The 19,747-nt window shown below is 76.3% G+C and carries 19 protein-coding genes; 5 read left to right on the top strand and 14 right to left on the bottom strand.

Features of this window, described 5'->3' with window-relative positions:
- Nucleotides 1-76 precede the first annotated feature (76 nt).
- Genes H7K62_RS11790 through H7K62_RS11780 form a run of 3 tightly spaced genes read right to left on the bottom strand, consistent with a single transcriptional unit; the run spans nucleotide 77 to nucleotide 2,511 of the window.
- Nucleotides 77-610, bottom strand: coding sequence for a DUF1097 domain-containing protein (locus tag H7K62_RS11790; protein WP_186718338.1), 534 nt, complete (start codon nucleotides 608-610; stop codon nucleotides 77-79).
- A 45-nt stretch (nucleotides 611-655) separates the two neighbouring features.
- Nucleotides 656-1,447, bottom strand: a complete 792-nt coding sequence (locus H7K62_RS11785) for a metal-sulfur cluster assembly factor (protein ID WP_222437476.1) — start codon at nucleotides 1,445-1,447, stop codon at nucleotides 656-658.
- Nucleotides 1,444-2,511: an amidohydrolase family protein gene (locus tag H7K62_RS11780; RefSeq protein WP_186718336.1), complete on the bottom strand. Its 1,068-nt coding sequence runs from the start codon at nucleotides 2,509-2,511 to the stop codon at nucleotides 1,444-1,446. The genes H7K62_RS11785 and H7K62_RS11780 overlap by 4 nt, the downstream gene beginning before the upstream one ends.
- 165 nt (nucleotides 2,512-2,676) lie before the next feature.
- Here H7K62_RS11780 and H7K62_RS11775 point away from each other — a divergent pair, with 165 nt between their 5' ends.
- On the top strand, nucleotides 2,677-4,167 hold the full coding sequence (locus H7K62_RS11775) for an AAA-type ATPase lid domain-containing protein (RefSeq protein ID WP_186718334.1): 1,491 nt from the start codon (nucleotides 2,677-2,679) through the stop codon (nucleotides 4,165-4,167).
- Here the strand turns inward: H7K62_RS11775 and H7K62_RS11770 are convergent.
- Complete coding sequence (locus tag H7K62_RS11770; RefSeq protein ID WP_186718332.1) at nucleotides 4,157-5,185, bottom strand: NAD(P)-dependent alcohol dehydrogenase; 1,029 nt, start codon at nucleotides 5,183-5,185, stop codon at nucleotides 4,157-4,159. The two genes, H7K62_RS11775 and H7K62_RS11770, sit on opposite strands and share 11 nt — an antisense overlap.
- A gap of 94 nt (nucleotides 5,186-5,279) precedes the next feature.
- Nucleotides 5,280-5,951 (bottom strand): lipoyl(octanoyl) transferase LipB, encoded by a 672-nt coding sequence (gene lipB / locus H7K62_RS11765; RefSeq protein ID WP_186718330.1) that lies wholly within the window; start codon nucleotides 5,949-5,951, stop codon nucleotides 5,280-5,282.
- Between the two features lie 17 nt (nucleotides 5,952-5,968).
- On the opposite strand from lipB, the gene H7K62_RS23875 reads away from it, so the two are divergent.
- Nucleotides 5,969-7,006 (top strand): Gfo/Idh/MocA family protein, encoded by a 1,038-nt coding sequence (locus tag H7K62_RS23875; RefSeq protein ID WP_186718328.1) that lies wholly within the window; start codon nucleotides 5,969-5,971, stop codon nucleotides 7,004-7,006.
- On the opposite strand, the gene H7K62_RS11755 is transcribed toward H7K62_RS23875, so the two are convergent.
- Complete coding sequence (locus H7K62_RS11755) at nucleotides 6,975-8,270, bottom strand: NAD(P)/FAD-dependent oxidoreductase (protein WP_222437475.1); 1,296 nt, start codon at nucleotides 8,268-8,270, stop codon at nucleotides 6,975-6,977. The genes H7K62_RS23875 and H7K62_RS11755 overlap by 32 nt on opposite strands.
- Nucleotides 8,271-8,340: 70 nt before the next feature.
- Between H7K62_RS11755 and H7K62_RS11750 the strand changes: the two genes are divergently transcribed.
- Nucleotides 8,341-9,705, top strand: a complete 1,365-nt coding sequence (locus tag H7K62_RS11750) for a protein kinase family protein (RefSeq protein ID WP_186718726.1) — start codon at nucleotides 8,341-8,343, stop codon at nucleotides 9,703-9,705.
- A gap of 3 nt (nucleotides 9,706-9,708) precedes the next feature.
- Here H7K62_RS11750 and H7K62_RS11745 read toward each other — a convergent pair whose 3' ends face one another.
- From H7K62_RS11745 to lpdA, 3 genes are read right to left on the bottom strand one after another with little or no spacing between them, the layout of a single operon-like run.
- Nucleotides 9,709-10,599, bottom strand: a complete 891-nt coding sequence (locus H7K62_RS11745) for a TIGR01777 family oxidoreductase (protein ID WP_186718326.1) — start codon at nucleotides 10,597-10,599, stop codon at nucleotides 9,709-9,711.
- Nucleotides 10,596-12,440: a 2-oxoglutarate dehydrogenase, E2 component, dihydrolipoamide succinyltransferase gene (gene sucB, locus H7K62_RS11740; RefSeq protein WP_186718324.1), complete on the bottom strand. Its 1,845-nt coding sequence runs from the start codon at nucleotides 12,438-12,440 to the stop codon at nucleotides 10,596-10,598. Before sucB ends, H7K62_RS11745 begins: the two co-directional genes overlap by 4 nt.
- Nucleotides 12,441-12,462: 22 nt before the next feature.
- Nucleotides 12,463-13,842: a dihydrolipoyl dehydrogenase gene (gene lpdA / locus H7K62_RS11735; RefSeq protein ID WP_255480202.1), complete on the bottom strand. Its 1,380-nt coding sequence runs from the start codon at nucleotides 13,840-13,842 to the stop codon at nucleotides 12,463-12,465.
- 92 nt (nucleotides 13,843-13,934) lie between these two features.
- Between lpdA and H7K62_RS11730 the strand changes: the two genes are divergently transcribed.
- Entirely contained in the window at nucleotides 13,935-14,291 is a 357-nt protein-coding gene (locus H7K62_RS11730; RefSeq protein WP_222437474.1) for a thioredoxin domain-containing protein, read from the top strand.
- A gap of 1 nt (nucleotide 14,292) precedes the next feature.
- Here the strand turns inward: H7K62_RS11730 and H7K62_RS11725 are convergent, their stop codons facing one another.
- From H7K62_RS11725 to H7K62_RS11710, 4 genes are read right to left on the bottom strand one after another with little or no spacing between them, the layout of a single operon-like run.
- Entirely contained in the window at nucleotides 14,293-15,795 is a 1,503-nt protein-coding gene (locus H7K62_RS11725) for a leucyl aminopeptidase (RefSeq protein ID WP_186718313.1), read from the bottom strand.
- Nucleotides 15,796-15,806: 11 nt separating this feature from the next.
- Entirely contained in the window at nucleotides 15,807-16,520 is a 714-nt protein-coding gene (locus tag H7K62_RS11720; protein WP_186718311.1) for a M50 family metallopeptidase, read from the bottom strand.
- Between the two features lie 7 nt (nucleotides 16,521-16,527).
- Complete coding sequence (locus H7K62_RS11715; protein ID WP_186718309.1) at nucleotides 16,528-18,198, bottom strand: ABC-F family ATP-binding cassette domain-containing protein; 1,671 nt, start codon at nucleotides 18,196-18,198, stop codon at nucleotides 16,528-16,530.
- On the bottom strand, nucleotides 18,195-18,836 hold the full coding sequence (locus tag H7K62_RS11710; protein ID WP_186718307.1) for a hypothetical protein: 642 nt from the start codon (nucleotides 18,834-18,836) through the stop codon (nucleotides 18,195-18,197). Before H7K62_RS11710 ends, H7K62_RS11715 begins: the two co-directional genes overlap by 4 nt.
- 36 nt (nucleotides 18,837-18,872) lie before the next feature.
- On the opposite strand from H7K62_RS11710, the gene H7K62_RS11705 reads away from it, so the two are divergent.
- Nucleotides 18,873-19,115 carry a hypothetical protein gene (locus H7K62_RS11705; protein WP_186718305.1) on the top strand — a complete coding sequence of 81 codons (243 nt, stop codon included), beginning with the start codon at nucleotides 18,873-18,875 and terminating at the stop codon, nucleotides 19,113-19,115.
- 9 nt (nucleotides 19,116-19,124) lie between these two features.
- On the opposite strand, the gene H7K62_RS11700 is transcribed toward H7K62_RS11705, so the two are convergent.
- Nucleotides 19,125-19,724 carry a DUF3043 domain-containing protein gene (locus H7K62_RS11700; RefSeq protein WP_186718303.1) on the bottom strand — a complete coding sequence of 200 codons (600 nt, stop codon included), beginning with the start codon at nucleotides 19,722-19,724 and terminating at the stop codon, nucleotides 19,125-19,127.
- Nucleotides 19,725-19,747 lie beyond the last annotated feature (23 nt).

Below are 19,747 nucleotides of genomic sequence, written 5' to 3'. Positions count from 1 at the left end.
AGAGCGACCGTGGACGCTGTGTCCCGGTGTGGAGGCCCACACCGGGACACAGCGTCCACAGTCGCGGCGTGGCCGGTCAGGCGTGGCGGCTCGTGCGGGGGGTGGCCGGTCGCGCGGTCGGCCTGCGCCCGAGCAGCGGCTCGATGAGGTCCGCGCCCTTCTCGGAGGCGAAGGCCAGCACGGCCCCGACCACGAGCGAGACCACCGACGCGAGGACCGCGGCCCCGCTGGCGCCCGTGCCGAAGAAGCACGCCGCCCCGACGAAGGCGCCGGGGATGAAGGCCAGCGGCTTCCACGCCGCCTGCACGCACATGCCGAACGCGCCGACGGCCACCGCGACCCCCAGCACGAGGGCGTTGCCGCTCATGGCGGCGGTGGCGGCCTGGATGATCAGCCACCCCCACACCACGCCGGACAGGGTGGAGGCGACGGTCTTGCCGAGCCCTCCGGTGCCGCCGCCGGCGGCGTAGAACAGCGCCCAGGCGGCGAAGCCCACCCAGACCACGAGCACGGCGGCCGTGGTCCCGGCGCTGGGCAGGGAGAACCCGACCCAGGTGAGCACTCCGGCCAGGACGCCGATCGACACTCCGAGCGCGAGAAGACGCTTCATGACTGCTCTCCTTCGAACAGACGCGAGTGGGGTGGGACAGCCCCGTCAGGCGGGGCGGCGGGTGAGCAGCTGCACCGGGACCGGCGCGGTGCCCTCGTCGCGGGGGCCCTGGTCGAGCTCGGCCCCCGGGTAGCGCGTGGCCAGCAGGCCGCGGCAGAAGTGCGCGTTCCCGTCGATGCTGATGCGCGTCGAGCGGGCCTTGCGCAGCCACATCCCCACCACCGACGGCGCCACGGGCGCGCCGTGGTCGTCGACGGCGACGGGTGCGTCGTCGTCGACGGACAGCCCCAGGGCCGAGCGTCGGCGCAGCAGGGCCTGCGTCGCGTCCTCGGGCAGCAGGTCACCCAGCCGCACGGCGTGCACGTCGTGCTCGCCCAGCTCGGGGCGGGCCCGCAGCAGGGCGGTGAGCGCCCGCTCGGCGGCCGCCGTGTGCGCCTTGCGGCGGAAGGTGAGCCGCAGCTCGTCGAGGTCGGACTCGGCCTCGTGCCCGAACGTGCCCCGGTAGCCGGCGTCGGCGGCGAGGCCGCGGTTGATGAGGTCGGAGTCGTGGTGGTCGTCGAGCTCCACCAGCACCCGGCCCACACCGGGCAGCGCCGAGAGCACGTCCTTGGCGTCGGAGCACATGAGGTAGGCGAAGTTCGGCGAGCAGAACGACGTCGGCAGGCGCAGGTGCACCCGCAGCGAGCCCGACCCGTCGTCGTCCTCCTCGAGGCTCCTCACGAAGCCGAGCGACGTGATCGCCTCGTCGAGCTCGGGGTCCATGACCGCCCCGAGCGCGTCCCAGGCCTCCTGCTCGAGCCTGGTCCGCTGCTCGGGACGGGTCTGCAGGGCCGTCACGCCATCCCCGTGAGCAGCTCGGAGTCCGCGGCGCGCGCGTTGTCGGCCTTCACGGCCGGCTCGCGGACGTCGGCCGGCTCGGGCGCCACCTGGAGGTGCTCCGGCACGGGGATGTCGTACAGGGCGGCGGCGTTGAGGCCGAGGATGCGCTTCTTGGAGTCGGTCGTCAGCGGCGCGTACTCCGTCATGTCCTCGGGGATCTGGAAGTCGACGAACTTCTCCACCAGCCACTGGGGCGTCCAGATGGCGTAGTCGGAGGAGAAGAAGATCCGGCTGTCGCCGATCCAGTACATGAGCTCGCCCATGATCTGCGCGAAGTAGCGCGGGCGGGAGTGGATGAACGGCATCGCCACGGCCAGGCCGGCGTACACGTTGGGCTCCTGCGTGGCGATCCAGCAGAAGTCCTCCAGGCGCGGCAGCCCGCAGTGCTCCACCACGAAGTTGAGGTCGGTGAAGTCGGAGGCCACGGCGTCGATGTCGGCGACGTCGAAGGCGTCGCGGTCCAGCGGGCGGATGGTGGGGCCCTTGTGCACGTGGATGTTCGTGATGCCCAGCTCCTGGCAGGCCTCCAGGTAGCGGTAGCTCCACGGGTCGGTGAGCTTGTAGCCGCGCGACTCGCCCTGCCACTCCGCGGTGTAGAGCTTCACGCCCTTGAGGTGCATCCGCTCGGCGTCGCGGCGCAGCTGCTCCAGGCCCCGCTCGCCGAAGCGCGGGTCGAACGCGTGGTTGTAGGTGAGCTTGTCGGGGTGGGCCTGCGCGAGGGCGAAGGCCTCTTCGGTCTGCCCGAAGCCGTTCTTGTAGAACTCCGACAGGATCGCCGGCTGGAAGATCGCGTGGTCGACGTACCCGTCCTCGAAGAGGTCCTTCATGAGGCGCGCGCCGCCCTGGTACAGGTACTCCTCGTAGCTCCACTGCTCGCTCTCGGGCGAGAGGTTGCGGTGGTAGTCGTAGAAGCAGTCGATGAACTGCTTGCCGTGGACGTTGCGCAGGTTCTCCGGGCGGGCGTCCCACAGCGCGACGTGCGCGTCGAGGATGAAGTAGTCGGTGCCGTCCTTGCTGTACACGGTGCCTCCTCGTCGAGGTGGTGCGTCGTTGCTCCTCGACCACGGTCGCACCCGGGCGGGCCGTCCCACAGGGGGCGGACGTCTCACTGTGAGACGCCACGCGGTCACGGCGTTACGCTGACCGGCACCCGGGGGCGGCGCTGCCTCCGGCCGCGGGGGTGGGGGATGGCACCGGAGGCGCTGGCGGGCACGTCGGCGGAGTCGTCGCTGCGGCTGCGCGCGTCGTGGGAGCGCAGCCGGCACCTGGAGGTGCCGCCGGACGAGGTCCCACCCGTCTACAGCGGCGCCGTGGACGTCGACCCGCTGTTCGTGGAGTCGGGCCGCACCGTCCTCGCGGAGCTCCGCTCGACGCTGGCCGGCGAACCGGTCGGGGTGATGCTCACCGACGCCACCGGCCTGGTGCTGCAGCGCTTCCTCGACGACGCCGCCATGCACCGCTCCCTCGACCGCGTGCACCTGGCCCCGGGCTTCTCCTACGCCGAGGCCCACGCCGGCACCAACGGCCTCGGCCTGGCCCTGGCCGACCGCGCGCCCAGCCTCGTGCGCGGCCCGGAGCACTACGTGGAGAGCCTGCGCGAGTACACGTGCGCCGCCGCGCCCGTGCTCGACCCGCGCACCGGTGACGTCGCCGGCACCGTCAACCTCACCACCTGGTCGCGCTCGTCCTCGGGCCTGCTGCTCGCCCTCGCCACCACCGCGGCCCGCAGCACCTCCGCCCTCATGCTCGCCCGCACCGGAGGCGCCCCCGCGCTCGGGCAGAGCAGGACGACGACGGTCGCGCCCACCTCACCGCGCGGTCAGGTGTACCGCGTGGTGCCCGCCCGCGCCGCCGGTCCCGCGGACCCCTGCACCTCCCGCCCCTGGCGCGCGGCGGTGGAGCAGGCCGAGCGCGCGCTGCTCGCCGGGCGCGTCGTGGCGCTCGCGGGGGAGCCGGGTGCGGGCAAGACCGCCCTGGTGGCCTCCGCGCGCCGGCGCGCGGAGCTGCGCGGCACCCTGCTGGCCGCCCGCACCCCGGGCGCGGACGAGGTCGGCGCGTGGCTGGCCGCCTGGACGCCGGTGCTCCACGAGGACGGCGCCTGCACCGTGGTGTCGGGCAGCTCCGGGCTGCCCGCGTGGGCCGTCGACCAGCTGGCGGGGCTGCTCGCCGCAGCCCGGCGCGGCGACGGCTCGCCGCAGCCGTTCGTGCTCACCGAGCACGAGGCGTCGTCCCTGCCCGAGGCGCTGGCCGCGCTGGTCGACGTCGTCGTCGAGGTGCCGTCGCTGCGCGACCGGCCCGAGGACGTGGTGCCGCTGGCCGAGCACTTCGCCCGGGTGCACCGCCACCGCGACGTGGCGATCACGCCGGCCGCCGCCCACGCGCTGCGCAGCGCGGCGTGGCCCGGTGGTGCCACCCAGCTGCGACAGGTGGTGCAGACCGCCTCGGCGCGCACCGACGTCATCGAGGTCCGCCACCTGCCGGCCGACCTCGCCGGCAGGACCCGGCGCAGCCTCAGCCGGCTCGAGGCCCTCGAGCGCGACGAGATCGTCAAGGCGCTCAGCGTCCCGGGGACGACGGTGGCGCGGGCCGCCGAGAGGCTCGGCATCTCCCGCGCCACCGTCTACCGCCGCATCAGCGCGTACGGCATCGAGGTGCCGCGCGCCCAGCTCAGGGGATGAGGATCCCGCGGCCCCGGATGGCTCCGGCCTCCAGGTCGTGGATGGCGTCGAGCGCCGCCTCCAGCGGGTACTCCCGGGTGTGCAGCGTGACCCGGCCCTGCGCGGTGAGGGCCATGAGCTCCACGAGGTCCTGGTAGGTGCCCACGAGGTTGCCGACCACGCTGATCTCGCGGATGACGGCCTCGATGGTGGGGACCCGCACCTCGCCGCCGTAGCCGATGACGTAGTGCTGGCCGCGGTTGCGGAGCAGCTTCGGCGCGAGCAGCTCGGCCCCGTGCTCGCCGACGTAGTCGAACAGCACGTGGGCGCCGCCGTCGGTGGCGTCGAGCACCGCCTTCTCCACCTCGGCGTCGCTGGTGGCCAGCACGGTGTGGTGGGCGCCGATGCCCTTCGCCAGCTCCAGCGCGGCCTCGTTGCGGTCCACCACGGTGATCTGGGCGCTGGTGATGGCCGCGAGGGTCTGGATGCCGATGTGCCCCAGCCCGCCGGCGCCGACGACGACGGCGTGGGTGCCCGGGAAGAGGACCCCCGCGGCCTTGCGCACCGCGTGGTAGGCGGTGACGCCGGCGTCAGCCAGCGCCGCGACGGCCGCGGGCTGCAGCCCTGCGTCGAGCTTCACCACGGAGCGCGCGTTCGTGAGCATCTGCTCGGCCATGCCCCCGTCGACGTTGAGGCCCGGGAACGTCGCGCTCTCGCAGTGGGCGTCCTGCCCGTTGCGGCACGGCAGGCACAGGCCGCAGGTGACCAGCGGGTGCATGATCACCAGGTCGCCGGGGGCGACGTTGCTCACCGCTGAGCCCACCTCACGCACCGTGCCGGCGTTCTCGTGACCGAGGACGTAGGGCAGCGGCGGGTGCTGGATCGCCTCCCACTGCCCCTCGAGGACGTGCAGGTCCGTGCGGCACAGCCCGGCGGCGCCGACGTCGACCACCACGTCCCAGGGACCCTTGACCTCCGGCTCGGCCACCTCGTCCAGCGTCGGCGGCTGGTGGTACTCGTGCACGCGCAGGGCCTTCACGGCGCTCCTCCTCGTCGAGGCCCCGCCGGCCCGGTCGCCGGAGGGGGTCGGGCACCACCCAACCCAGGCGCGGCGGGCCGCGCCAGCGCGCGTCTCACCCTGAGACGCGCGCAGCCCCGTCCGGTTCGCGCGCGGGGTCCAGGAGCGCGGCGCGGGCCTCCACCAGCGGCAGCACCTCCGCCACGGTGACGGTCCTGCCGAGCTCGGCGGACAGCGTGGTCACGCTGGCGTCGGCGATGCCGCACGGCACGATCGCGCCGTAGGCACCGAGGTCGTTGTCGCAGTTCAGGGCGAAGCCGTGCATCGTGACGCTCTGCGCCACGCGGATGCCGATCGCGCCCACCTTGCGCCCGGCGACCCACACGCCGCTGCGGCCCCTGACCCGCTCGGCGCTCACGCCGAGGTCGGCGCAGACGGCGATGAGCAGCTCCTCCACGCGCCGCACGTGCTTGACCACGTCGATGCGGCCGGTCAGCGAGACGATCGGGTAGCCCACCAGCTGGCCCGGGCCGTGCCACGTGATCCGGCCGCCCCGGTCGACGTCGACGACGGGGATCCCCCCGCCCGCGAGGGGCCTGTCGGCGGGCTCGGTGAGCTTGCCGGCCGTGAAGACCGGCGGGTGCTCGAGCAGCAGGAGCGCGTCGCCGCGGCGCCCGGCCACCACGTCGGCGTGCACGGCGCGCTGCAGCTCCCACGCTTCGAGGTAGTCCACGAGGCCACCGGCGCCGACGCCGCTCACGCGCTCCACGGAAGGGCCCTGCTGCACCGGCCTAGGGTAGGCGGGTGCGCGTGGGCCTCGTCGGGTACGGCGACTCCGGTCGCTCCTTCCACGTCCCGCTGCTGCGGGCCGCGGGCGCGGAGGTGGCGGTGGTGGCCACGCGCGACGCCGTCCGCAGCGCCGCGGTCCGCTCGGACCTGCCGGGTGCGCGCGTGGTGCCCGACCTCGACGCCGTGCTTGAGGCGGCCTCCGCCGGCGCCGTCGACGCGGTGGTCCTGGCCTCCCCGTCGGGCGTCCACGCCGAGCAGGCACTGGCCTGCACCGCCGCGGGTCTCGCCGTCGTCGTCGACAAGCCCCTCGCGGTGGACGCGGCGCAGGCGCAGCGGGTGGTGGAGGCCGCGGAGGCGGCCGGGACGGTGCTGACCACGTTCCAGAACCGCCGGCACTCCGACGAGCACCGCACCCTGCGCCGGCTCCTGCGCACCGGTGAGGTGGGACGGCCGTTCCGCTTCGAGCGCCGCTGGGAGCGGTGGCGCCCGGTGCCCAAGCAGCGCTGGCGCGAGAACGCCCCGGCGTCCGAGGGCGGGGGCCTCCTGCTCGACCTGGGCAGCCACGTGGTGGACGCCGCCGTCGACCTGTTCGGGCCGGTCAGCGCCGTCTACGCCGAGCTGGCCGCCCGCACCACGCCGTCGGAGGACGACGCCGTGCTCGCCCTCACCCACGCCAGCGGCGTCCGGTCGCACCTCGCGGTCGGCTCCCTGGTGGGAGCGCCCGGCCCCCGCACCCGGCTCCTCGGGACCTCCGGCGCGTACGTCGTCACCGACTTCGAGGGCGAGCCCGCCGCGTTCACGGGCTTCACCGACGAGCCCCGCTGCACCGGCTGGGTGGTGGCCGGCGCGGAGCGGCGGCCGGTGCCCACGGCGCCGGGGGAGCCCGCCGACTTCTACCGCGCCGTCGCCGCCGCGGTCCGCGCGGGCGACCCCGGCGCGGTGCCGGTGCCCCCGCGCGAGACGCTGCACGTGGCGCAGGTGCTCGACGCCGCCCGCACCAGCGCCGCGCAGCTGCGGGTGGTCACGCCCGTGCCGGCAGGCCCAGCCGGCTGAGCGCCGCGCCGGCCGCGCGCCGTCCCGAGGTCAGCGCGCCCTGCTGGCTGGCGGTGTCGCGGTGGTCACCGGCCACGAGCACGCCCTCACCGAGGTCGGGGTCCTGCCGGGCGCGCAGCGGCGGCAGCAGCGCGGGCAGGGCGTGCGGCACGGCGCTGGTGCTCACCAGCTCCCAGTCCGCCGTCCCCTGCCCCCACACGTGCTCCAGCTGGCGGCGCACCACCGGCTCGAGCCCGGGCGCGGCGCCCGGCTCCGCTCCCAGCACCGTGCTGGCCACGAGGTGCCGCCCCGTGGGCGCGTAGCCGGGCGCCACGGCCGTCATGACCGCGCTGTTCACCACCGGGCCGCGCCGGTCGCCGTCGAGGTGGAGCAGCCGGGCCCGGGACCCGCGGGCCGGCTGCTCGGGCGCCTCGTGCCAGAAGGTGGTGAGGCCGCGGGGGGCGGGCACGTCGAGCCCGGGCAGCAGCCGGGCCGCCGTCCACGGGTCGGTGGCGACGACGACGGCGCGCGCGCCCAGCTCGCCGTCCGCCGTGCGCACGCGCACGCCGTCGCCGGTGCGCCGGACCTCCTCCACGGGCGTCCGCGTCCGCAGCTCCGCGCCCGGCAGGGCGGCCAGCCGCCCGGCGAGCAGGTCGGGCAGGCGCTGCACGCCGTCCGGGGGGACCCCCGGGGTGCCCAGCACGAACGAGCGGACCACGAGGCGCGCGAACGACGCGGACGTGCGTCCCTCGCCGTCCCCGAGCACCCCGGCGAGGAAGGGGTCGACCACGCCCGTGCGCAGCCGCCCCCGCACCCCAGCCCGGTCCAGCGCGCTCGCGAGCGGCTCGTCGGCCCCGTCGCGGACGCTGCGGGGGTCGGCCGTGGCCGCGCGCAGCGCCCACGCGAGGAACGCCGCCTTCTCCACCGGCGAGCCCAGCGGCGCCAGCAGCGACGGCAGAGCCGCCGAGGGCAGGCGGCGCGGGTCGCCCAGCACGTGGTGGCGCCGGCCCGCGGCCACGGCGGCGCCCGCGCCGAACGGCTGGAGGGCCAGGTCGGCCATCCCGTCCTCGCCGAGCACGCGGCGCAGCGCCGGGTAGGCGGGGTTGACCAGCTGGAAGCCGCGGTCCACCCGGAACCCGCCCGCGTCGTCGGTGCGGACCCGCCCGCCCGGGCCGTCGTCGGACTCCAGCACCAGCACCTGCGCGCCGGCCGCGGCCAGCCGCAGCGCGCACGCCAGGCCCGCCAGGCCCGCACCCACCACCACCACGTCGACCCCGTGATCCACGGGGACCAGTTGTCCACAGGCGGGCCGCCGGCGCCAGCGGGAGGCGCGGCGGCACGGGCAGGGTGTGCCGGTGCCCCGATCCGCGACCGCCCCCGCCGTGCCGTCGGCCCCGCAGGTGCCCGGCCTGCTCGTGGGGGCGCTGCTCGCGCCCCCGGTGCCCGGTCGCCCCGCCGCGTGGTGGGCCGTGGACGAGGACGGGCGCGACGTCGTGGTGCAGCGGGTGCGCCCGGCGGGCGGCACGGGCTCGCTGACGGGCCTGGACGAGGCCTCGCTGCGGCGCCGCCTGGCCCACCCGCACGTGCTGCCGCTGGTGCGGGTGGTGCGCTGCCGCGAGGGAGCGGTCCAGGTGCTGGGGCCCGCCTCCGGGACCACCCTCGCCGACCTGCTCGCCGAGCGGTCGCCGCTGGCCCCCGGGGAGGTCGCGGTGCTCGTGGCGGGCGTGGGCAGCGCCCTGGCGGCGCTGCACGAGGTGGGGCTCGTGCACGGCGAGGTCTGCGCCGAGGGGGTCCTGCTCGACCACGCCGGCCTGCCGCTGCTGCTCGGCTGGGGAGGGGCCCGCTCCGCCGTGCCCGAGGGCCTGCGCCGCCGCGAGCTGCGCCACCGCGCCTCCGGGGCCCGGCCGCGCCAGCCGGCCCACCGCCCCGGGGACGACGTGCGGGACCTCGCGCGGCTCGCCCTCGGCGCGCTCGGCACCGACGCCCGCGCCTGTCACGCCGTTGCGGACTCCGAGGACCGGCGCGCCGTGGAGGCGCTGCTGCGCGCCGCGCTGGCCGTGGAGGCGCCGGCGGCCCCGCGCGCCGAGGACCTGGCGCGCTCATGCTGGGAGGCGGTGCGGCCGGTGCCGGTCGCCCTGCCCGCCGGGCCGGCCGGCGCGCCCACCGTCACGCAGCGGATCCGGCGCGCCGCCGCCGCGGCTCCTGACCGCCCGCCGGGGCGCCGCCGGGTGGGGGCCCGCCTGGCGCGCCACCCGCTGCGGTGGGCGGGCGGGCTGCTCGTGCTGTCCCTGCTCACCGGGGGCGCTGCCGCCCTGGGGGCCGCGCAGCGCCCGGACGCGCGCCTCACCTCCGAAGACCCCGCGGCCGCCGTGCCCGCCCTGGCGCAGCTGCGGGTCCGCGCGGTGGCCGAGCACCGCCCGTCGCTGGTCGACGGGGCCGACGGGGTCGACGTGCCGGGCTCCGCGCCCGCCCGAGCGGACGCGGCGCTGGTCGCGTCGATGGCGGGCAGCGAGCTGGAGGGCGCCCAGACCCGCGTGCTGTCCGCGCAGGTGGAGCGGCGGGACGGCGAGCGCGCCTGGGTCCGGGTGGTGACGCAGGTCAGCGCCCACCGCGTCACCACCGGAGACCGCTCCGTCGACGTCCCGGACAGCGGTCCCGTCACCTCGCGGCTGCTGCTGCAGCGCGTGGACGGCCGCTGGCGGGTCGCCGAGACGGCGTGAGGATCAGTGCGCGAGCGTCCACCGCACCGCGGACGCCAGGTCCGGGTGGCTGAAGCGGAAGCCGCTGCCGAGCAGCGCCGTCGGGGCCAGCCGGCGGCTGGCGAGGACCTCCTCGGCGAACCCGCCGAGCGCGGCGCGCAGCGCCAGCGCGGGCACCGGGAGCACGGCCGGCCGGTGCAGCGCCGCCGCGAGCTCCTTGATGATCTCGCCGCTGGGCCGCGGGTCGGGGGCCACGAGGTTCACCGGACCGGAGACGTCGGCGTGCAGGAGGTGGTCGATGGCCCGCAGCTCGTCCTCGAGGGTGATCCAGGACCACCAGTCGCGCCCGGAGCCGAGCGGTCCGCCCAGCCCGAGGCGCACGAGGGGCAGCACCTGCCCGAAGGCACCGCCGCTGGAGGCCATGACCAGGCCGGTGCGCAGCGAGACGGTGCGGATGCCGGCGGCGCGGGCGGGGGCGGCCGCCGCCTCCCACGCCACGCAGCAGCGGGCGAGGAACTCGTCCCCCGCGGTGGAGGACTCGTCCAGGGGCTCCCCGCCGCGGTCCCCGTAGTAGCCGATGGCGCTGCCCTGCAGCAGCACCCGCGGCGGGTCGTCGAGAGCGGCGAGCGCCCGCGCGAGGGTGGCGGTGGACGACGTGCGCGACTCCACCACCGTCCGCTTGTAGGACTCGGTCCACCGGTGGTCGCCCACGCCCGCGCCCGCGAGGTTGACGGCGGCGTCCACCCGCCCGAGCAGGGCCGGGTCGAGCCGACCCGACGCCGGGTCCCACCGCACCTCACCGGGTGCGGTGGGAGCCCGGCGCACGAGCGTGACGACGTCGTGGCCGGCGCTGCGCCACCAGCGGACCAGCGGCGCGCCGATCATGCCGGACGCACCGGCCGCGACGATCCTCACAGACCGAGCTCGGCCTCGAAGGCGCCCTCCTCGAGGCGCGTCTTCAGCGCCACCAGGAAGCGAGCGGCGTCCGCCCCGTCCACCAGGCGGTGGTCGTAGGAGAGCGCCAGGTACATCATCGAGCGGACGGCGATCACGTCGTCCCCGTCGGGCCCGGTCACCACGGCGGGCCGCTTGACGACCGCGCCGGTGCCGAGGATGCCCACCTGCGGCTGGTTGATGATCGGGGTGTCGAACAGGGCGCCGCGGCTGCCGGTGTTCGTGATGGTGAAGGTGCCGCCGCCGAGCTCGTCGGGCGTCACCTTGTTGTCGCGGGTGCGCTTGGCGAGGTCACCGATCTTGCGGGCGATCCCGGCCAGGTTGAGGTCACCGGCGTCCTTGACCACCGGCACGAGCAGGCCGCGCTCGGTGTCCACGGCGATGCCGATGTTCTCCTGCGGGTGGTAGACGATCGACTCGCCCTCGATGCTGGCGTTGACCTGCGGGTACTGCTTCAGCGCCTCGACCGTGGCCAGGGTGATGAAGGGCAGGTAGCTCAGCGAGGCGCCCTCGCGGGCCTTGAAGGCGTCCTTGGCGCGCTCGCGCAGCTTGGCGATGCGCGTCACGTCCACCTCGACCACGGTGGTCAGCTGCGCGGAGATCTGCAGCGACTCGACCATGCGCTGCGCGATGACCTTGCGCAGGCGGGTCATCTTCTCCGTGGTGCCGCGCTTGGCGGAGATGCTCGGCGCGGCCGGGGCCTTCGGGGCCGAGGACGACGGCGCGGCGGCGGGGGCCGGCTGCGACGACGGGGCGGCCTTCGCCTTCGCGGCCTCAGCGGCCTTGAGGACGTCCTCCTTGCGGATGCGGCCGCCCACGCCGGTGCCCGTGACCGTGGACAGGTCCACGCCCTCGGCGGCGGCGAGCTTGCGCACCAGCGGGGTGACGTACGCGGACACGTCGGCGGGGGCCTTCGGAGCCGTGCTGCTCGGCGCGACCGGCGGCGTCACGCCACCACCGGTCTGCGGGGCCGGGCTGTTGTAGTCCTCGCTGGCCTGCTCGGCGCCGCTGGCGCTGGCGGGGGCCTCGGGGGCGACCTGCCGGTCCGGCACGTCGTCCTGGGACGGCTTCGAGGAGGAGCCGGACTCGGCGTCCATGGCCTGCTGCTCGGCCTTCTCGCGCTCGACGACCTCGTCGGCCAGCGAGCCGGAGGCCCGGTCCTCGTCCTCGGAGCTGGAGCCGCCGGAGCCGCCGATGAGCGCGAGCTTCGCGCCGACCTCGGCGGTCTCGTCCTCGGGCACGAGGATCTCGGTCAGCGTCCCCGCGAAGGGCGAGGGGATCTCGGTGTCGACCTTGTCGGTCGAGACCTCCAGCAGGGGCTCGTCGACCTCGACGGTGTCGCCGACGCCCTTGAGCCAGCGGGTGACGGTGCCCTCGGTGACGGACTCGCCCAGAGCGGGCATCGTCACGGCCTGGGCCTCGCCGCCCGAGCCGCTGCCCGAGCCGCTGGAGCTCTTCGGCGTCGAGGGAGCGGGCGCCTCGGCCTCGGCGGGCGCGGGGGCCGCCTCGGGCTCGGCCTTCGCCGGCTCGGGCTCCGGCTCGGACGCGGTCCCGGAGTCGGTCCCGGAGGCGTCACCGATGACGGCGAGCTTCGCGCCGACCTCGGCGGTCTCGTCCTCGGGCACGAGGATCTCGGTCAGCGTCCCCGCGAAGGGCGAGGGGATCTCGGTGTCGACCTTGTCGGTCGAGACCTCCAGCAGGGGCTCGTCGACCTCGACGGTGTCGCCGACGTTCTTGAGCCAGCGGGTGACGGTGCCTTCGGTGACGCTCTCGCCGAGCGCCGGCATCTCCACGGAGGGCATGTGTTCTGGGTCTCCTCAGGGCTCAGGCGTGCGAGTGGAGCGGCTTGCCGGCCAGCGCGAGGTGCGCCTCGCCGAGCGACTCGTTCTGGGTGGGGTGGGCGTGCACGAGCTGCGCGACCTCCTCGGGCAGCGCCTCCCAGTTGACGATCAGCTGGGCCTCGCCCACCTGCTCGCCCATGCGGGCGCCGACGGCGACGAAGCCGACGACCGGGCCGTCCTTGCGGCGGATGAGCTTGACGAAGCCCTGGGTGCCGAGGATCTGGCTCTTGCCGTTGCCGGCGAGGTTGTACTCCAGGGACTCGACCTGGTCGGCGCCGTAGGCCTCCTCGGCCTGCTTCTGGGACAGGCCCACGGAGGCGATCTCGGGGTCGCAGTAGGTGACGCGGGGGATCCCGGAGTCGACCACGGGCACCGGGTTGAGCCCAGCGATCTGCTCGGCCACGAACATGCCGTGGGCGAAGCCCCGGTGGGCCAGCTGCAGGCCGGGCACGATGTCGCCCACGGCGTAGAGGCCCTCGACGCCGGTGCGCAGGCGCTCGTCGGTGATGACGAACCCGCGCTCGACCTTCACGCCCTGCTCCTCGTACCCGAGGCCGGCCGTCACCGGGCCGCGGCCGACGGCCACGAGCAGGTAGTCGGCCGTGAGCTGCTCGCCGGACTCCAGCGAGACGGTGACCCCGGAGTCGTCCTGGGTGACGCCGGAGAACCGCACGCCGGTCTTGAAGGCGATCTTGCGCTTGCGGAACGCGCGCTCCAGGGCCTTGCTGGCGGCCTCGTCCTCCACCGGCACGAGGCGCGGGAGCGCCTCGACGATGGTGACGTCGGCGCCGAAGGACTTCCAGGCGCTGGCGAACTCCACGCCGATGACGCCGCCGCCCAGGATGATCACGCTGTCCGGCACGTGGTCGAGCTGGAGGGCGTTCTCACTGGTGATGACGCGCCCGCCGAGCTCGAGGCCCGGCAGCGAGCGGGAGTAGGAGCCGGTGGCCAGCACCACGTTCTTGCCGGTGTACCTCTGCCCGTCCACCTCGACCGTGTCGCGGGCGACGAGCTTGCCCTCGCCCTCGACGAGGGTGAGCTTGTGGGCCTTCGCCAGGCCCTGCAGGCCCTTGTACAGGCGGCCGATGGTGGCGTCCTTGTACTTGTTCACCGCGGGCATGTCGATGCCCTCGAAGGTCGCCTTGACGCCGAACTGCTCGCTCTCGCGGGTGGCGTCGGCCACCTCGGCGGCGTGCAGCAGCGCCTTGGTGGGGATGCACCCCTTGTGGAGGCAGGTCCCGCCGAGCTTGTCCTTCTCGACCAGGGCGACGCTCAGCCCGAGCTCCGCCGCCCGGAAGGCCGCCGCGTACCCACCGCTGCCACCGCCCAGGACGACGACGTCGTAGACAGACTCGGCCACCAGACCCTCCTCCACTCGCGTGTCGGCGGCACGGCGGCATCCCTGCCGCGCCGCGCTCACCGGCCATGCTCCCAGACGCCGTTACCGTGTGCCGCGTGGGTCTGTTTTCGCGCCTGGGCCTGGGACGCTCGTCGTCCCGGGCGTCCTCCCGTGCCGCCGGTCGTGGAGGACGCCGCGCCGGCGGCCCGGACTCCGCGCACCTGGCGGAGTTCGCCGCCACGCGCACGGGCGTCGAGGCGTACGTGGAGCCCGCGACCAACGTGACGCCCACCACGGTGGTGCTGGTCGCGCAGGACGGCGAGTGGACGCGGCGGCGCGTGCCGGACCCCGCCACGGCGCGCGACTTCGCGCGCCGCACCGGCATCCCCGTCTACGACGTCAACCTCACCGGCTACCCGCAGCGGATGCGGGAGTGGACGGCTCGCAAGCGCCGCGAGGAGGGGACCTCCTAGCTCACCGGGCGCCGAGGTCCTCGGCGAGGGCGACCAGGGTCCGCACGGCGTGGCCCGTGCCCCCCTTGCCGGTGTAGCCGTGCGGGCCGTGCTCGTTGAACGCGGGCCCGGCGATGTCCAGGTGCGCCCACGGGATCCGCTCACCGTCGGCGCCGTCCGGCACGAACTCGCGCAGGAACAGGCCCGCCACGAGCATCCCGCCGTTGCGGTCGCCGATGTTGGCGATGTCGGCCACGGGGGAGTCCAGCGAGGCGCGCAGCTCCTCCGGCAGCGGCATCGGCCAGAACTGCTCCCCGGCGCGCTCGGCGGCGGCCAGCACGGACGCGCGCAGCGCGTCGTCGCCCATGACGGCGCTGACCCGGGAGCCGAGCGCCACCACCTGGGCGCCGGTGAGGGTGGCGACGTCGACCAGCGCGTCGGGCTGCTCCTCCCCGGCGGCGACGAGGGCGTCGGCCATGACCAGGCGGCCCTCGGCGTCGGTGTTGAGCACCTCCACGGTGCGGCCGCCGTAGGTGGTGAGCACGTCGGAGGGGCGCTGCGCGGTGCCCGAGGGCATGTTCTCGGCCAGCGCGAGCCAGCCCGTGACGCGCACGGGCAGGTCGAGCCGGGCGGCGGCCACGACGGCGGCGAGGACGGCGGCGGCGCCGGCCATGTCGCACTTCATCGTGACCATGCCGGTCGGCGGCTTGAGCGACAGGCCGCCGGAGTCGAAGGTGATGCCCTTGCCGACCAGGGCCAGGTGGGCCGTCGGGCGCCTCGGGGCGTGCTCGACGCGCACCAGCCGCGGCGGGCGCTCGGAGCCCTGGCCCACGCCGAGGATGCCGCCGTAGCCCCCGGCGGCGAGCGACTCCTCGTCGAGCACGGTGATCCCGGCCCCGGTGCCCTTGACGGCGTCGCGCGCGAACGCGGCGAAGGTCTCCGGGTAGAGCTCGTTCGGCGGGGCGTTGACGAGGTCGCGCACGCTGTAGACCGCATCGGCGAGGACGGCGGCGCGCCGCAGGCGCGCGCCGAGCCCCTTGTCGCGGGCCAGCGGGGTCAGCAGCTCCAGCGACGCGACAGGGGCCTTCGAGCCCTCGGCGGTGCGGGCCCGCTGCGCGCGGTAGGCGTAGGCGCCGAGCAGAGCGCCCTCGGCCACGGCCGCGGCGCTCTCGACGTCGTCGGCGGGCAGGGCGAGCGCGGCGGAGCCCACGCCGGCCAGCGAGCGCGTCGCCGCCCCGGCGGCCCGGCGCAGCTGCTCCGCCGTCACCTCGCCCCCGGGCAGCGGACCGGTGCCCGTGAGGACCACCACGCCGGCCCTCACGGACTCGCCGGCGGGCAGGCGCACCACCTCGTCGGCCTTCCCGCTGACGCCGAGGGCCGTCAGGGCCTCCGGCGACAGGGAGGCGCGCAGCGGGCGGGGGAGCGCCTCGGCACCCAGCACCTGCGGCCCGGGGGCCACGGCGATCACGAGCGCGTCGGCCTTCGCGCGGGCGGGAGCGGTGGTCGAGGCCTGCAGGTCCGTCACGCGGTCCGAGGTTAGCCCGGCACCCCCAGGAGCAGCGACCCGCCCCACACGGCGGCCGCAGCCACCACCAGCGCGAACACGCCCACCCAGACCGCTCCGGGCACCCCGGTGAGGCGGGCCAGCTGGTCGGCGTCGCTGCCGCGGCCCCGCCCGCCGCGCCGCGAGCGCGCCAGCTCGGCCACGCCGCGCGGGGCGCCCAGGAGCAACCCCCAGGCCAGCAGCGCCGCCACCGACTGCAGCACCGGAGCCGGGGCCCACCAGGTCACGGCCGCGGTGGGCAGGGCCGTGGCGGCCAGGGCGCCCACGGCCCGCCAGCCGCGCACCTGCACCGCGAGCAGGGCGAGGGCCAGCAGCACCGCCCACAGCACGGCCGCGGGACGTCCGGCGGCCAGCAGCGCCGCGGCGCCCAGGCCGACCAGCGCGGGCGCCGGGTAGCCGGCCAGCAGCACGGCCACCACGCCCGGCCCGCGCGCGGGCCCCACGGACACCGTCACGGCGGAGGCGTCGGGGTGCAGCCGGATGCCGCGCAGGCGGCGGCCGGCGAGGGCGGCGACCAGCCCGTGCCCGCCCTCGTGCGCCAGCACCAGCGCGGTGCGCCAGGCCCGCCAGCTGGGGTGCCAGGCCACCACGGCGAGCGCCACCAGGCCGGTGGCCGCGGCCGTGAGGAGCGGCAGCGGCGGCGCGAGGGCGGTGGCCCTCGCCCACGCCTCCACCAGCCAGCTCACCGGCGGGTCACTCCTCGGTGAGCCGGCCGGCCTCGACGCGCCAGCGGCGCGTGAGGCGCACCGCCTCGAGCAGCCGGCGGTCGTGGCTGACGAGCAGCAGCGTCCCGGTGTAGGCCTCCAGCGCCTCCTCCAGCTGCTCGATGGCGGGCAGGTCGAGGTGGTTGGTGGGCTCGTCCAGCACGAGCAGGTTCACGCCCCGCGCCTGGAGCACCGCCAGGGCCGCGCGGGTCCGCTCACCCGGCGAGAGCGTCGCCGCCGGCCGCAGCGCCGCGTCGCCCCTGAGCCCGAACTTCGCCAGCAGCGTGCGCACCTCGGCCGGGGGCGGGTCGTCGGGCAGCTGGGCCCGCACGGCCTCGAGCAGCGGGCCGCGCCGGCCGCCGTCAGCGTCGTCGTCAGCGTCGTCGTCCAGGGACCTGCGGGCCTGGTCGACCTCGCCCACCCGGGTGCTCGCACCGAGGGCGGAGGTCCCGGCCGCCAGCTCGGCGCGGCCGAGCAGCGCGGCGAGCAGCGTGGTCTTGCCGGCCCCGTTGGGCCCGGTGATGCCGATCCGGTCGCCGGCGTCCACCTGGGCGCTCACCGGTCCGAGCTCGAAGCCCCCGCGGCGCACCACCGCGCCGGACAGCACCGCGGCCACCGAGGACCCGCGGGGCGCCGCGGCGATGGAGTAGCGCAGCTCCCACTCCTTGCGGGGCTCGGCCACCACCTCCAGGCGCTCGATGCGCCGCTCGGTCTGGCGGGCCTTGGCGGCCTGCTTCTCGGTGGACTCGCGCTTGAACGCCTTGGAGACCTTGTCCGGGTCCTTCGCCTTGCGGACGGCGTTCTTGACGCCCTTGTCCATCCACGCCCGCTGCGTGCGGGCGCGCTCCTCCAGGCCGGCCTTCGTGCCGGCGTACTCCTCGTACGCCTCGCGCGCGTGCCGTCGCGCTACGGCCCGCTCCTCGAGGTAGGACTCGTAGCCGCCGCCGTAGACGCCCACCTGCTGCTGGGCCAGGTCGAGCTCCACCACGGTGGTCACCGTGCGGGTGAGGAACTCCCGGTCGTGGCTGACGACGACGACGCCGGCGCGCTGCTCGGCCACGAACCGCTCCAGCCGGGCGAGGCCGGCGAGGTCGAGGTCGTTGGTGGGCTCGTCGAGCAGGAGCAGGTCGAAGCGCGACAGCAGCAGCGCCGCCAGTCCCGCCCGCGCCGCCTGGCCGCCCGAGAGCGAGGTCATGAGGGCGTCGGTGGGCACGTCCAGGCCCAGGTCGGCCAGCACCGCCGGCGTGCGGTCCTCGAGGTCGGCGGCGCCGAGGGCCATCCAGCGGTCGAAGGCGCTCGCGTAGGCGTCGTCGGCGCCGGCCTCGCCGCGCTCGAGGGCCGCCAGGGAGGCGTCGAGCCCCTCCTGCGCGGCGCTCACGCCGGTGCGCCGCGCCAGGTGCCCGGCCACGGTCTCGCCGGGGCGCCGGTCGACCTCCTGCGGGAGCCAGCCGACGGCCGCGTCCGGCGGGGACAGGGCCACGGAGCCGGCCGCGGGGTCGTCGGCGCCCGCGAGCAGCCGCAGCAGGGTGGACTTGCCGGCACCGTTCGCGCCCACCAGGCCGATGACGTCACCGGGGGCCACCACCAGGTCGAGCCCGCTGAACAGGCTGCGGTCGGCGTGACCCGCGGCGAGCCCCCGGGCGACGAGGGTGGCGCTCACGCGTCGGACATGACGTCTGCCTCGAGCCCCGACAGGTCCAGGACGTCGGTGGCGGCGTCGTCGAGGCGGTCGGACAGGGCGTCGACGCCGGGGGACAGCACGAGCAGCGGACCGGTCTCGGCGAGCGCGGCGAAGATGCCGTCGTTGCTGACCACGAGCACCTGCGGACCGTCCTCGCCGGCCTCGAGGGCGGCGCGGGCGTCGGCGGCCGCGGCCTCGAGCAGGACGTGGTCGGCCACGTCGGAGCCGTCGGCGACGGGCACGGCGCTGCTCGCGAACTCGGCCAGGTGCGGGCGGGCGCGCTCCACGGCGCCCGCCTGCCCGGCCAGGTGGGCGGAGTCGGCCTGGCGGGCCAGCGTCACGACGGCGGCCATCCGGGCGCGCCAGCGGGCGGGCCCGGCGCGCAGGTTGTCCAGGTCGACCAGCAGCACGCGGCGCACCGGCAGCGACAGCCAGAGCGGCCTGTCGGTGAGCAGGGCGCACAGCGCGTCGGCCAGGGGGTCCGGCGGCGGGACCGCCGGTGGGACCGCCGGTGGGGACTGCGCGGGGGCCGTCCGCCGCGGCCTGCGGGCGCGCAGCACCGCGAGGTCGACCCACTCGTAGTCGTCGGCCTCGCTCGGCCCGCCTCCCAGCCCCACGCGCGACATCCTCGCAGGGAGATCTAGCGTGGCCGCATGAGCGCCGCACCAGCGACGGCCCAGAGCCGGTGGACGTGGTCCTTCGAGGACGCCGACGGCGCAGCGGTGGACCCCGCCGACGTCGTCCAGCCCGAGGCCGGCTTCAGCGCCCAGGCGGACGCCGAGTCCTGGGTGGGGCTGCAGTGGCGGGCGCTGCTCGCCGGCGGCGCCGAGGGGGCCGTGCTGCTGCGCGACGGCGCCCGGGTCTACGGCCCGATGCCGCTGCGGCCGGCCGAGTAGGCCGCCGGCTCAGCCGACGGCGTCCCCGCGCCGGACCTGCGGCTTGGGGATGCGGCTGCGGCGCAGCTGCAGCGCGCGCATGACGGCGTAGCCCACCACGCCGGTGCGGACCAGGGCGTCGGCGCCGAACTTCGCCGTCACGCGGCGGCGCACCGTGCGGCGCAGCAGCAGGGAGTCGACGACCACGGCGATGAGGCCCACGTACAGCAGCGCGTAGGAGGCCAGGAACAGCACGCTGTTCCCCGAGCTGCTCACGGCCAGCTGGACCAGCAGCAGCACCAGGACGAACGGCAGGAAGAACTCCCCGAGGTTGCGCCGGGAGTCCACGACGTCGCGGACGTACCGCTTCACGGGCCCGCGGTCGCGCAGCGCGAGGTACTTCTCCTCGCCGTTGATGCGGCCCAGCTGCACGCGGCGGCGCTCGGCGCGCAGCGCGTCCTTGGAGCTGGCCGTGGCGGCCTTGCGGTCCGCCGGGACGAGCGGACGGCGGTTGGCCGCCTCGCGCTCGGCGCGCGACGGCGTGGGCCGCCCCTTCCCCGCACCGGGCGCCGCCGTGGGCCGCCCCTCCGGCGCAGCGGGGGCAGCAGGCTCCTTCGTCCGTCCGAACACGGGTCAAGAGTAGGTCAAGCGCG

It is taken from the genome of Quadrisphaera sp. RL12-1S (assembly GCF_014270065.1).
In the GTDB taxonomy this organism is placed as follows: Bacteria; Actinomycetota; Actinomycetes; order Actinomycetales; family Quadrisphaeraceae; genus Quadrisphaera.
Note: the sequence above shows the minus strand (reverse complement) of the source record. Positions and strands in the feature narration are given on the sequence as shown.